This window comes from Cloacibacillus porcorum (assembly GCF_001701045.1).
GTDB classification, from domain to species: domain Bacteria; phylum Synergistota; class Synergistia; order Synergistales; family Synergistaceae; genus Cloacibacillus; species Cloacibacillus porcorum.
The window spans coordinates 688,342-701,842 of record NZ_CP016757.1 but is presented as its reverse complement, the minus strand read 5'-3'; the positions used below and the strand labels follow the sequence as shown (position 1 = coordinate 701,842).

Here is a 13,501-nt window from a genome sequence, read left to right as displayed (position 1 = left end):
AATATTAGCGAGAGGATGTGTCTAATAATGAAAATAGGTAAGGGATTAATGGTAATTTTTATGGTGCTTCTTATTGCGGGGACGGCTTTTGGCGCAGAGGAATATCAGTTTAAAATTTCATCCGCCATGTCTTCGAATTTTCCCCCACAAAAGGCATTGGAGGACTTTGTAAAATACTTGAATACAAACTCTAATGGAAGGATCAAAGCTTCAAGATACACAGATGGACAGTTAGGCGGAATTCTAGAGACGCTCGAAGCAATTCAAATGGGCGTGGTACAGATGGCAATGCCAGTAACATCTGACCTAGCCGGCTACAGTAAAAAAATTCAAGTTTTGGATCTACCATTTTTATTTAAAGACTTCAACAGTATGAGAAAGGCTCTCGACGGCCCCTTAGGAAAAGAAATGGAAAAAATATACGAATCTCAAGGTTTTAAGTGTTTCGGATACGTTCCTAACGGTACTCGCCATATCTCAAACAGCAAAAGACCGATAAACACCCCCGAAGATCTTAAAGGACTAAAGATACGGGTAATGCAGAACCCTATGCATATAGCGATTTTTAAAACATTGGGTGCCAACCCCACCCCTCTAAGTTACTCAGAGCTTTATACGGCACTTCAGCAGGGAGTGGTAGACGGACAGGAAAACGCTCCCGCACAGGTAGTTGACGCTAAGCTGCACGAGGTACAAAAATACTACTCTCTTACCGGTCACCTGCAGAGTATGATCTGCCTGCTCGTAAGCAAAAAATGGTACGACGCGTTGCCACAGGATCTTCAAAAGGTATTTAATAACGGAATAAAAGAGTATGAGAAGAACTACGTCAAGCTATACTTTGATTACGATAACTCCTGCCTTGACATAATGAGAAAAGCAGGCGTAAAGATCAATGAGCTTACCGATAAACAACATCAGGCATTTAAAGATAAGTCTGCACCTATATACAGCGATTATAAGGATGTCATCGGAGAAGATCTCGTAAATCTGGCCATATCTTCTTCAAAGTAACTATTGCATGAAGTGATATTAGAGGGCAGGCTGTTATATATCAAAAGCCTGCCCATTAATAAATCCAATAGGGGAGGATATATATGCTCTATTTTTTAGACAAAATAAATAGTAAAATTGAAAAATTTGAAGAATATTTTATCACTTACCTCCTGCTCATAATGTCGTCCGTCGTTTTTATACAAATAATAATGAGATATGTATTCAATAATTCCCTCTCCTGGTCGGAAGAACTAGCTACATACCTGATGATGTGGATGACATGGATCGGTGCCAGCTATGGGGTAAAGCAGAACATGCACCTGCGTGTAACGATATTTATTGACATGTTAAATGGTAAAATTCGAGACTGTGCCTATATCTTTATAGATGTAATCTGGATGATTTTTTCAATTTACATGGTTGTAATGGGAATACGCGTTGTAAAGATGTCATACGCAGGATATAGAGTCTCTCCTGCACTGCAGATACCTATGTACTTAATATACAGTTCTGTTGTAGTAGGATGTGTATTAATGTGTCTCAGTTTAATAACATCCATTCATAAACGTTACTTTGAATATAAGTCTCTGTCTGGAGGGGGAAAATAATGGTCGCCATCTTCCTTTTAACAACGCTGTTTGCCTTTTTATTAAGCGGATTCCCTATAGGAATTTCAACCGGGATCGCCACTGCGCTGTCCATGATTATATTCACACCGGATATTCCTCTACAACTTATAGCTCAAAAAGCAATCACCGCATTGGAGTCATTTCCTTTGCTTGCCATACCTTTCTTTATGTTCGCCGGAAATCTGATGGGCTCTGGCGGCATCTCGCGCCGCTTGGTCGACTTAGCAGACAGCCTCGTTGGTACGATAGCAGGTGGGCTAGCCTTGATCACCACGCTTGCAAGCGCATTTTTCGCCGCAATCTCAGGTTCCGCACCAGCAACGGTTTCCGCCATTGGATCAATTATGATTCCAGAAATGAAAAAACGCGGCTATAAATCTTCTTTTTCTACGGCTGTCGCCGCCTGCTCCGGTACAATTGGCGTATTAATACCTCCCAGTATTCCTTTTGTCGTCTATAGTGTTGTCGCAAGAACATCTATCGGAGACATGTTCATAGCCGGTATCATTCCAGGCCTGCTATTCACTGCGGCAATCATGATTACCGGATATATTATCTCAAAAAAACGCGGTTATGTGGGAAAAGAAGAAACTATCGCCTTCCCAAAAGCCTTAAAAGAATCTTCGTGGGCCCTGATGGTTCCGATTCTTATTCTCGGAGGCATTTACACCGGCATATTTACGCCGACAGAGGCAGCGGTAGCAGCCATCTTTTACTGTATCGTTATTGGGAAATTTATCTATAAGGAATTAACATACAGGGATATTTTTGAATGCGCTAAGTCTGCGGCGACATTAAATGGCATAACGATGTATGGCATGGGGTTCGCCATGGCCTTTGGCGTTTTTCTCGCCTTGGAGATGATACCGCAGCTATTATTAGCCCAAGTCATGTACGCTACAACAAATAAAATCATTATCCTGCTGATCTTAAACGTATTTTTCCTATGTTTGGGTTGTTTTATGGACAATATCGCAGCCACAATCATCCTGACACCAATTCTGCTCCCTCTTGTGACGTCAATAGGAATGAGCCCCATTCAGTTCGGGATATTGCTCACCGTCAATTTAGCCGTTGGTTTTGTAACTCCGCCAGTAGGATGTAACTTGAATGTGGCGTCAGCTATATCCAAGGAGCCTATACATGTCATTGCTAAAGAAGCAATGCCTTTTATGCTTGCAATGATATTCTGTCTGATGTTAGTCACATTTGTTCCTGAAGTGAGCCTTGCGTTGATCGGCATATTCAGATAATGAACAATATAACGGCAAATTAACCTGATTTATTATTAAATGGGGTAAGTGTATAATAGGGGAATGAGCCTAGCTGATAATATTTATTACACACTAAAAAATAGAATTCTACGCGGAGAATTGCGTCCGGGTACGGCACTGAGAGAGGAGTACCTATCCGACGAACTGCAAGTCAGCCGAACTCCGCTGAGAAAAGCTCTTACCCAATTGATGGCCGAAGGATACTTAGTCAAAGGGAAAGATCGAACTCTTCGTATCCCGCAGATTTCCGAAGGCGAGCTGATGGATACGCTTGAGGCGAGGCGGCTGCTTGAGATCGCCTCGGTCGAGAGGGCCACGCTGCGCGCCGCGAAAGAGGACATTGACCGTATAGAACACTTCATTTGGGATGAGGAAGAGGCAATGAGACTCCACGATAATGTACTCGTCTCATCTCTGGACAGGATGTTTCATAATTATCTGGGGCAAATTTCCGGAAACAGGGTCTATTGCGATTTTATCTCGCAGGTCGGATATAAGATATCGCTGTTTTTAGCTCTCAGCAACACGCTGGGAGAGGTCATAAACGAGGCGTTGAAAGAACACCGGGATATACTTTACGCGATAAAGCTCAGAATGCCGGAACGTGCCGGCACTGCCATGAAGCTTCACCTGGATAATGTCGAAAAACGGATTCTTGAGAGCATCCGGTGCGAGGAGGAACGAAGTAATGATTCAAATGAAATACCGGCGCGGAGATCCAGGAGAAATTTTCCAAAGGTAAAGGCATAATAAAAAGGGACGCATTCGGCAAAGTACGCCGTGCGTCCCTTTTTCAGCGATTGATTTTATTTCGCGGCGTATACGCCGTCTATCAGCGTTCCGTCGCGGTATTCCACCGCGGCAAGCAGTTTGTCATAGTTGAATTCTATCGGCTCCGGTACTCCCGTCAGTTTTTCCACCTCTTTTTTAAGGGCGGCGATTTCCATTACGGGGAGTTTCGCCTTGAGCGCTGATTCCAGCAGTTCCGGACGGCGCGGGTTGATGCATATTCCCCGCTCCGTCACTATCGCTCCCACGGTCTCGCCCGGCGTCGTGACGGTCGTCACTTTGTCTTTTATCGACGGTACTCCTCCACGGAAGGAGGGGCAGACTATTATCGAGAGTTTCGCCCCAGCCGCCGTGTCCTGGTGACCTCCGGAGGCTCCGCGCAGTACCCCATCGTTGCCCGTCAGGACGTTGACGTTGAAGTCGGTGTCAACTTCCAGCGCCGCAAGGATCACGCAGTCAAGGTTGTTGACGAGCGCCCCCGCGTTGAAGGGGTTCGCGTACCACGAGGCGTCTATTTCTATGTGGCTCGGGTTGGCAATCATAGACTTAGTCACTACCGCGTCAAAGGACTGGACGTCAAATACTGTCCTGAACATGCCTTTGTCGTGCATCGCCGCCAGGTATCCACCGACTCCGCCGAGGCCGAAGCTGCCTGCTATGCCCTTTTCCGACATGTATTCTTCAAGGTAGACGGCCGCCGCAAGGCTCGCACCGCCTACTCCCATCTGGAAGGAGAAGCCCGGCTCTATTATGCCCGCCGCCTTCATGAGGCGGAAGGAGTCCTGCGCTATGCGCAGGTCTACAGGGTTGCGTGTGATGCGCGCCGCGCCGGTGGCGATTTTTGCGGGGTCGCCTATGCTGTCTACGACTACTACCTGGTCGACGAGGTATTGGGGAATTGATATTTTCGGCGTCAGCGGGTATTCGACTAGGTTGTCGGTCACCGCTATTACGTGCGCGGCGTTTCTCGCGTCTGTGATCGCGTAGCCGAGGGAGCCGCAGGCGGAGGGGCCGGAGATGCCGTTTATGTTTCCCAGGCAGTCGCAGGCGGGAGCCGCGAGGAAGGCGACATCTATTTTGATCGAGCCTTCTTCGATGGCGCGTGCGCGGCCGCCGTGGCTGCGAATGACCACGGGGATGTCGACTTCGCCGCTGGATAAAAGTTTGCCCAGTCTGCCGCGGACGCCGGAGGTGTAGAGTTTACCGATGAGGCCGCTTTTTATGTAGTCCGCCACGCAGTCGTGAGCGTCGGGTATCGAGCTCGGCGCGAAGGTGAGGTTTTTGAAGCCCATCGCCTCTAGCTCCGCCAGTACCATCGGGATGACGGCGTCGCCGTTGCGCAGATGGTGATGGAAGGATATCGTCATGCCGTCGCAGAGGCCGGACCGTTCGATGGCCGCGCGCAGTGAGGCGGCGCGCTTATCGCGGCAGGGGACCGCCGCGCGTATCGCCCGCGGCCCCGAGCAGAGGCCGGATAGCGATGAGATTCGATCAAATGGCGCGGTGTAGGAAGCGAAGCTCCCCACGCCGGGGATTTCAAGCGGCACTATCCTGCCGAGTGAATTTACCGTCGTCTTCATTTACAGCGCCTCCCTGTCAAAGCCATAGAGTTCGGCAAGTTTCAACAGATGCGCGGAACGCGCGACGATCGGGGCGTCGACCATTTTGCCGTCCACCGAGATAACGCCCTTGCCCTCGCGTTCGGCCTTCTCCGCCGCCTCGACGACGCGCAGCGCCTTACGCAGATCTTTTTCCGCCGGCATGAAGGCCCTGTGTATCGTCGCAATCTGGCTCGGGTGGATACAGGCTTTGCCTGTGAAACCTAGCTCGACGATCTCTTTCGCCTCCAAAAACAACCCTTCCTGGTCATTGAGGTCCGTCCAGACGGTATCGAATGAGGCGACTCCCGCGGCGTGGGCGGCGGCGACTATGCGTCCGCGCGCGTAGAATAACTCGCGTCCCTCCCGCGTCTTCTGTATTCCCATATCGGCGGTGAAGTCCTGCCCGCCAAGCGTCAGCGCCGTAACCCGCGGCGAGGCGGAGGCGATGCGGAAGGCGTTCTCAAGACCCAGAGCCGTCTCCACCATCGCGTGCAGTTTCACGGTGCCGATCTCCATCCCGTTTTTCATCTCAACCGCGGAAATTTTCTCATCCGCGTATCGGATGTCTTCCTCCGAGTTGCACTTCGGCAGACGCACCGCGCCGGGGCGGCAGGGAATCACGGCCTCTATATCATCCTCAAAGAACTTCGTATCCGCGCCGTTCGTGCGCACGGTGACAAAGAGCTCTTTGAAGTCAAATTCTTTAAGGAACCAGACGGCCATCCGGCGCGCCGAGTCCTTTTCCGTATAGGCGATCGCGTCCTCCAGGTCCATCAGGATGCTGTCGCAGCCGAATACCGGCGCGTGCTGGAGCATTCCCGGAGAGTCGGCGGGGATATAGAGCATTGAACGAGTGGCCCTCATCGCCTATTCCTCCCTCGAAGCACGCAGGAGAGCCGTCTCCAACCGCGCCTTTATCGTTATCTCAATGGCTCCCTGGTCCTGTATAGTAATCTTAGCGCCGCCGACGGCGTGTTCAGCGAGCATGCCGCGCACAAGCCGCTCTGTCCTTTTGGCAAATACGGCGCTGTTCGCGCCTCTGTAGTCGAGAACAAAGTCATCGTTCGGAGCAACCGTCACAAAACAGTCGGAGGACTCCAACGTTCCGGCGTTTGCCGTGTGAAGCAGTAACAATCCACTCATCACCTTTCGTAATTGAGGAGAGGGAAAAGAATCTCTCCGCGGCGTCTAAGCCGCCGCCTTTTTCTTTTTCCGCCATTCGCTGATGAAGGGCCATATGATCGAGAAGATCGTCAGGAAGAAGAGGACCCAGCATATCGGCGAACGGAAAAGAATCGAAACGTCTCCGTCGGAGAGCATCATCGACTGCCGGAAGGACTGCTCCATCGAGACGCCGACGACGACCGCGAGTATCAGCGGCGAGGTGGGCACCTTGTATTTCTTCATGAAATATCCCACGAGGCCGAATATTACAAGCAGTACGAAGTCAACGACACTGAAATTGATCGTATAGACGCCGATAAGCGCCATCGCCATGATCAGCGGATAGAGTATTTTTGTCGGCACGGAGAGGACTCGCACGAGCACGCTCGCCAGCGGGATGTTGATGAAGGCGCAGACGACGTTGCCCAGGAACATACTGGCGATGACCGTCCAGGCGATATCCGCGTGCTGCTGGAAGAGCAGCGGCCCCGGCTGAAGCCCGAGGATCATCAGCGCGCCGAGCATAACCGCCGTCGTCCCAGAACCGGGAACGCCTAAGGTCATCATCGGAATCAGCGCGCCGACGGAACAGGCGTTGTTCGCCGCCTCCGGCGCGGCCAGCCCGACTATCTCTCCCTTGCCGAAGTTCTCCGGATTTTTAGAGAGCTGTTTCTCATTGTTATAGGCCATCAGCGCGGCGATCGTCGCGCCCGCGCCCGGCAGCACCCCGATGATAAAGCCGATTGGGGTCTGGCGGATCATCGGCCACCAGCAGCGCTTGAACTGCGCCATCGACACCCAGATCCGGCCGAACTTGGACTGCACCTTGACCGCCGTCTCGGAGCGAATATGGTCCATGTTATGGAATACCTCCCCAAGCCCATAGACGCCGATGATGACGACGACGAAATCTATTCCCGTCTGCAGCGCCGTGACTCCGAAGGTAAAGCGGATGGCGCCGGACTGCGGGTCAATACCGACCGTGGCAATCATCAGCCCGAGGCACATCGAAAGCAGCCCCTTGAGCATCGCCTCCTTAGATATCGCGGCGGTCGCGGCAAGAGCGAAACACATCAGCATAAAATACTCCGGCGGCCCGAATTTAAGCGCGAAGCGCGCGACGGGGACGGCGACCGCCACAAAGGCGACGGTCGCGATCAGACCTCCGATAAATGAGGCGATCGCCGATATCGCCAGCGCCTCCTCGGCATGGCCGGAGGTGGACATCGGGTAGCCGTCGAAGCAAGAGGCGACGGCGGCGCCGTCTCCTGGGACATTCAGCAGGATGGAGCTGCGTGAACCGCCGAACATCGCGCCGTAGTATATGGCGCACATCGTGACCAGGGCCGTATCGGGAGCCATCGTGAAGGTGAGCGGCATCAGAAGGGCGATGCCGGTGGTCGGCCCCAGGCCGGGAAGCATTCCCAGTACCGTACCCAGCGTGGAACCGGCGAAGAGCCAAACTAGGTTGAGCGGGGTAAGCGCGTTGACAAAACCTGATAACAGCAAATTTATAGTTTCCATCTTAAATCCCTTTCCTAGGGCAGCGTGATCTGAAATATTCTGTCAAAGACATACCAGATACCGAAAGAAAAACAGAGCGCCGTTAAAACATTGACCTTCCAGCCCCTGACACCGTTTATCAGAAAGAGCATCGCCCCGAGAAAGAGCGGCGTGCTGACAAGGAAACCGGCCGTCTCAAGGATCGCCGCATAGGCGAGACAGCAGACTATGAGGCCGCCGATCAGCACCCAATGGCCCTGGTCGGGCGTTTTGCCCGCCTTTGCGACATGGCCGCGCTTGGCGCCGCGATATAAAAGCATCAACGAAAAAATAGTCCCCATCGTGCCGACGACCAAGGGGAAATACTTCGGCGCCATCGGGTCGCCTATCGACGCGGCGGGCAGCAGCCAGGCCGCAACCACATAGGCGATGCTGAAGACGACAGAAAAAAGGCCGACGATAATATCCGCATTCATAAAAATCCACCCCTTACGTTAAACCGGCGGCTGGGTCACCCCGCCGCCGATATTCAAATTATCTTTCGCTACTGTTTTAAGAAACCGATCTCTCCAAGGATGACCTTATACTCTTCATTGGTCTTGTCAAGGAATTTCGTAAATTCATCGGCGTTCATATAGACCGCCTCCCAGCCGTTCTTAAGGCAGATATCTTTCCATTCCTTGCTCTCCGACATCTTCTTCAGCGCGTTTGTCATATAGTCGCGCTCCGCATTGCCCATACCAGGGGTGCCGAAAATCCCGCGCCAGTTGATGAACACCGTGTCGATTCCGCTCTCTTTAAGAGTCGGCACCTTGCTGAGCGGGCCGGACTTGATGCGCGTGGGCGAACTCACCGCGAGTACCTTGATGTCTCCGGCCTCGAGCGCGCCCACCGTCTCCGCCATGCCGGTCGAGAGAAGATCGATATGGCCGCCCATCAGCGAGGCCATGCTTCCCTCCTGAAGTGAGATATAGGGGATCTCCTTGAGATTCTTTACGCCCGCGGCGCGCGCCGCCTGCAGGAACTGCAGATGGTCCATGCTGCCCGCCGAGCTCGTACCGCCGACCTTGACGCTCTTGGGGTCCTTCTTGATTGCCTCAATAACATCCTTCATGCTGTTGAACTTTGAATTCTTCGGCACAGCGTAAGCTCCGAAATCGTTGATCAGCATCGCGATGGGGGTCAGGTTCTTATAACCAAGCTTCGTCTGTCCTGTGAGGTTGATGAGAAGGATGGGCGGCGAATAGACGGTAATCGTGTATGGATTGCCCTTCTTCTTCTGCATATAGGCGAGGTTGACCGCGCCGCCGCCGCCGGGCTTGTTGGTGACAGGCATCGGCTGGGAGATGATCTTCAAGTCGCCGAGCGTCTTGCCTACCATTCTTATCGTCGTATCCCAGCCGCCGCCGGCGCCGGCCGGGGCAAGAAACTCAAAGGGTCTCGACGGATAATCCGCCGCCGCCGCGGTAAATACAAACGCGGTAATAAACAATGCTGCCAGAGCCGATACTAATGCTGAACGCTTCATGTGATAATTCCTCCCACAAAAATTATTATGTATCCATGTATCCATGTATCCTCGGTAGTTATATAATATCCCTAAGGAGCGGAAAGTCAATATTGAAAAACAAAAATTTCTCATATTTTATGACGGACGAATATTTGGTTTTTTATGTTAGTATTTACTTATCATATAAGTTGGAAGATGGGACAAGGGGGACGGCGTTGTGGCAATAAAACTGGATGCGGAGCTGGATATAGCGCCAAGCAGCACCCTGAGGGCGGAGGTCGCCAATCTGCTGCGCAAGCAGATACTCGACGGAGACATCCCCAGCGGCGAGCGGCTGATAGAGACGGAGATAGCCGACCAGCTTGGCGTGAGCCGCATGCCCGTACGCGAAGCGCTGAGAATGCTTGAGAGCGAGGGGCTCATCAACCAGATACCGCGCAAGGGACTTATCGTCGCCGAATATACGGAAAACGACATCCGCGAATACTATACGATACGCGAAGCGCTCGAGGTCTGCGCGATAAAGATAGTGATCGATAAAATCTCAAAAGAAGAGCTCGAAGAGCTTAAGATGTACTGCCGCAAGGCCGAAGAGGCCCATACCGCGGGCGACATCGAGATGGTCTGCCGCTGGACGGCGAAGTTCAACGAACGCATCTATGACAGCTGCGAGATGCCGCGGCTCAAGGAACAGATAAAAACAACGCAGAAGTATCTGCGCACCTTCCGCTTCACCTCTTTTAAGGAGGCCTCGCGTACCGAACAGGCGCTTAAAGAACATGCCGAGATAATCCGCCTCGTGGAGAAAAAAGACTACGAAGGCGCGGCGCACGCCACCTCCGTACACCTGCGCGATGCGATGCGCGCCTATCTCAAGCTTTGGAAACAGAGAAAGGGACGCATATAGGCCAGCTGTTTTAACCATATAAGGCCGCGGCATGATATTCTCTGCCGTTTAAGTACGAACGCTGCTTTTATTAGGGTAATTATTTCCACATATTTCTATGCATGGGAGGCTGCGTAATGAAAATCCACGGAGGAAAAAGTATCTGCGTTTTACTGGCCGTTTTATGCGCCGTTATATTGCTTGGCGGCTGCGGCGGTTCACATCGAGAGGCGGTATCGCCCTCTGATTATTCCAGGTCAGAGAACTGGCTGCATCTGCCGGAGACGGCGGTGCATTCTGCGGACGTCATCTACCTCTACCCCACCGCCTATGCAAGGGCTAACGACAGTGAGCCGGTAATCTGTTCCATCGACAACGCGGCGATGCGCGCCGGAGCCCAAAAGATATTTGCGCAGCAGGCGACGGTCTTTGAGCCATCCGCCAATATCTACGCGCCATATTACAGACAGATGGACGCGGCATACGTCCTTTCCATCTCCGAGGAGGAGCGCAACAGGATCGCCTCGCGAGAACCAAAGGCCGACGTCTTCGCAGCGCTGGACTATTACTTTGAAAATTACAACCACGGGCGCCCATATATACTTGCCGGACACTCGCAGGGTTCAAACCTCCTGACATTCGTCCTTGCCGAATATATGAAGAGACATCCTGAGCGTTACGAACGGATGATCGCGGCCTATGTGATCGGATATTCAGTGACCAAGGACTATCTCGCACAGAACACACATCTAAAATTTGCCGCGGGAGCGAACGACACCGGCGTAATCGTCTCCTACAATACCGAGGCGCCCGTCGTCTCCGGAGACAACCCCGTATTGCTCGACGGCGGCATATCAATAAACCCAATATCATGGACGCTTGATGAGACAGTGGCCGTCGCCGGCAACAATCTGGGCAGCATGACGGAAGAGACACCCGACTCGCCGACAGGGCTTAAACTGGAAAATCCCGGCATCGCCGACGCCGCGGTGGACAAAGAGCGCGGCGTGGTAAAATGCGCCTCCGTAGACCGGGACAAATACGAAATAAAGTCCGTCCCATTCGGCAGCGGCATATACCACGGCTGGGACTACGGCTTCTACTATATGAATCTGCGTCAGAACGCCGCAGAGCGGATCGAAGCCTTTTTTAATAAAACCCATTAAAAGAGTCCATCTCCGCGGTTGGTGTACGGCAATATTGAATTTCACGCAAAACTATTTGATAAACAGTTAAAATAACAACTTCATAGCCGTGCGATACACCGCGCGGCTATACGGCGGTTATTGTACTCCTTACGCCGCCAACCGCAGCGGTATGGAGGAAAAGATACCGGCTTTATATTCCGCGTATATTGCCGGTGAGACGCGAAAAGGGCGGCGAAACATCCGCCGCCCTGAACTTCATATCTTGCCTTTTTTAAACTCCCAGCGCTACCTCTTCCTGCGGTAAATAAAGGAAACCGCCGCAAGCAGAAGCAGTCCCGCAAATCCCGCGTTACAGCCGCTGGAGCTGCTGTGGTGCGGTTCTACCGTCTTAGTGGCGAGTATCGCCACGGGGTCGGCCACCGAGCCGTCGGCCTCGTCAAGGTCAAAGGCGCCGCCGTCTTTGATGAAGATCGAGAGAATATACGTCTCGCTTCCCTCTATCGCGCCTTTGAATATCGTTCCGTCCACCTTCTGAATGGTGAATTTTTCATCCATATCAGCCGTGATATCCGAAGCGTACTTGAAGAGTCTGCCGCTGTCCGCGCCCAGTACCTTCAGCACTTTAACGTCTTCCGGCTTTGCCGCCTTCAAATCCGCACCGGCGAGGGAGAAGCTGATCATTACCGTCTTTTTGCTCTCGACCTTCGCCGTGAACACGGGAAGCGGAAGCACATCGGCGGAGGTGACGTTTTCCAGCGTCGCTATATTTTCAACGACCTTTACCACCGTATCCGCCTTTACCGCTACGATTTCGTCCTTGTCTATCTCAAGCATATCTTCCGTAATGCCGTCGAGCTTGGCGGCCGCCTCCGCAGTGTCTGTCTCCGTAGCACCAACTACCGGCTTGACCTCTTCTTTTACATCGTCGGAGACGTCAGGAAGGACCGGTGCAATAGGTTCGATGACAGGCGTGACCGGGCCGACCGGCTGCGTTTTCTGCACCTGCCACATATCTCCGACCGGCACAACCTCATATCCTTCTGCCACATACTCAGTCGGATCGCTGCTGTAGATGCCGCCGGTGATAGTAATAACTTCTTCTATGCCTTCCGAAGTAAATGAAAGAGCGTCTCCGCTAGAGATAAGGGTGCCGCTGGAGACGGCGAACTTTTTCAGTTCGCTTGCAGAGGAGGTATCTCCTGTTTCATGAATTCCTTCATAAACAGCAGACGCGCCCGTCCCCGTCGCTTCGAGTTTTGCCGTTCCGGCAATTACTACATCCATACTACCTATATACGCAGAACTTGTGATGAGTGACAGCGCCGCCCCTGTGCCGACGGCTCCATTATCGTTTGCGACAGGCGTAACTTTGGCTCCGGTGGCGGTAATTGTTCCGCCCAACAGTTTTAACGAGCCGGATTTAAACTGGATACCGTCGTAACCGCTTAGCTCACCGCCTGAGATATTGAGCGTGCCTAACTGCGGGTGGTAGATGGCATTTCCGCCGCTCTCTGTTCCGCCGATAAGTTTACCGCCTGTGATGTTAATTTCAGTTCCGCCATTGTTCACTCTACCGTCTTTTACGCGTCCATTACCTGAAATAGCGCATCCAGTACTATCTGTTGCCTCGATGGTACCGCCGTTTACGGTAAGGACAGCTCCTTTCCCCTTAACAACTACACTATAATATGGGCTTACTATAGTGCCGCTTTCAATCGTAACGGATACGTTGTTAGGGCTATTATGTTCAACGGTAGTATCCCCTATGAGGCGAACTACGCCATAATACTTGCTATCTGACTCGCGAGTAATTTTACCAGTGTTAGCGGAAGAAGAGTCAATTATGGTCAAACTGCTCTTGTCCTGATCAACTATAATAACTCCATCATCACGTTCGTCAGCGCTGATTGTAAATCCGGCCAAATCAAGCGTCAGTGATTTATCAGCAGACAAGTTAAGTGTTTCAGCCCCCATAGCGACATCGCTGTCAAGCTTTATACT

General features: G+C 52.1%; 13 protein-coding genes. 6 read left to right on the top strand and 7 right to left on the bottom strand.

Annotation, left to right across the window (positions count from 1 at the left end):
- The first annotated feature begins 27 nt into the window (after positions 1-27).
- From BED41_RS03155 to BED41_RS03140, 4 genes are all read left to right on the top strand, one after another.
- Positions 28-1,014: a TRAP transporter substrate-binding protein gene (locus BED41_RS03155; protein ID WP_066743011.1), complete on the top strand. Its 987-nt coding sequence runs from the start codon at positions 28-30 to the stop codon at positions 1,012-1,014.
- Between the two features lie 83 nt (positions 1,015-1,097).
- On the top strand, positions 1,098-1,604 hold the full coding sequence (locus tag BED41_RS03150) for a TRAP transporter small permease (protein WP_066743008.1): 507 nt from the start codon (positions 1,098-1,100) through the stop codon (positions 1,602-1,604).
- On the top strand, positions 1,604-2,878 hold the full coding sequence (locus BED41_RS03145; protein WP_066743005.1) for a TRAP transporter large permease: 1,275 nt from the start codon (positions 1,604-1,606) through the stop codon (positions 2,876-2,878). The genes BED41_RS03150 and BED41_RS03145 overlap by 1 nt, the downstream gene beginning before the upstream one ends.
- A gap of 63 nt (positions 2,879-2,941) precedes the next feature.
- Positions 2,942-3,649 carry a GntR family transcriptional regulator gene (locus BED41_RS03140; protein ID WP_084002222.1) on the top strand — a complete coding sequence of 236 codons (708 nt, stop codon included), beginning with the start codon at positions 2,942-2,944 and terminating at the stop codon, positions 3,647-3,649.
- Between the two features lie 56 nt (positions 3,650-3,705).
- Here the strand turns inward: BED41_RS03140 and citF are convergent, their stop codons facing one another.
- From citF to BED41_RS03110, 6 genes are all read right to left on the bottom strand, one after another.
- A complete protein-coding gene (citF, locus tag BED41_RS03135; protein WP_066742999.1) occupies positions 3,706-5,268 on the bottom strand; it encodes a citrate lyase subunit alpha in 1,563 nt (520 codons plus the stop codon).
- Entirely contained in the window at positions 5,269-6,153 is an 885-nt protein-coding gene (locus BED41_RS03130; protein ID WP_066742997.1) for an HpcH/HpaI aldolase/citrate lyase family protein, read from the bottom strand.
- Positions 6,154-6,156: 3 nt separating this feature from the next.
- Positions 6,157-6,423 (bottom strand): citrate lyase ACP, encoded by a 267-nt coding sequence (locus BED41_RS03125; RefSeq protein WP_066742994.1) that lies wholly within the window; start codon positions 6,421-6,423, stop codon positions 6,157-6,159.
- 54 nt (positions 6,424-6,477) lie between these two features.
- On the bottom strand, positions 6,478-7,977 hold the full coding sequence (locus tag BED41_RS03120; RefSeq protein WP_066742991.1) for a tripartite tricarboxylate transporter permease: 1,500 nt from the start codon (positions 7,975-7,977) through the stop codon (positions 6,478-6,480).
- Between the two features lie 14 nt (positions 7,978-7,991).
- Positions 7,992-8,432, bottom strand: a complete 441-nt coding sequence (locus BED41_RS03115) for a tripartite tricarboxylate transporter TctB family protein (protein WP_066742988.1) — start codon at positions 8,430-8,432, stop codon at positions 7,992-7,994.
- Between the two features lie 68 nt (positions 8,433-8,500).
- The gene (locus BED41_RS03110) at positions 8,501-9,484 is read right to left on the bottom strand and encodes a tripartite tricarboxylate transporter substrate binding protein (protein ID WP_066742986.1); all 984 of its coding nucleotides are present in this window, start codon (positions 9,482-9,484) and stop codon (positions 8,501-8,503) included.
- A 199-nt stretch (positions 9,485-9,683) separates the two neighbouring features.
- Between BED41_RS03110 and BED41_RS03105 the strand changes: the two genes are divergently transcribed.
- Both BED41_RS03105 and BED41_RS03100 read left to right on the top strand, forming a co-directional pair.
- On the top strand, positions 9,684-10,373 hold the full coding sequence (locus BED41_RS03105) for a GntR family transcriptional regulator (protein ID WP_066742984.1): 690 nt from the start codon (positions 9,684-9,686) through the stop codon (positions 10,371-10,373).
- 116 nt (positions 10,374-10,489) lie between these two features.
- On the top strand, positions 10,490-11,518 hold the full coding sequence (locus tag BED41_RS03100; RefSeq protein ID WP_066742982.1) for a DUF3089 domain-containing protein: 1,029 nt from the start codon (positions 10,490-10,492) through the stop codon (positions 11,516-11,518).
- A gap of 267 nt (positions 11,519-11,785) precedes the next feature.
- Here the strand turns inward: BED41_RS03100 and BED41_RS03095 are convergent, their stop codons facing one another.
- Entirely contained in the window at positions 11,786-13,069 is a 1,284-nt protein-coding gene (locus BED41_RS03095) for a Synerg-CTERM sorting domain-containing protein (protein ID WP_066742980.1), read from the bottom strand.
- Positions 13,070-13,501: the final 432 nt, after the last annotated feature.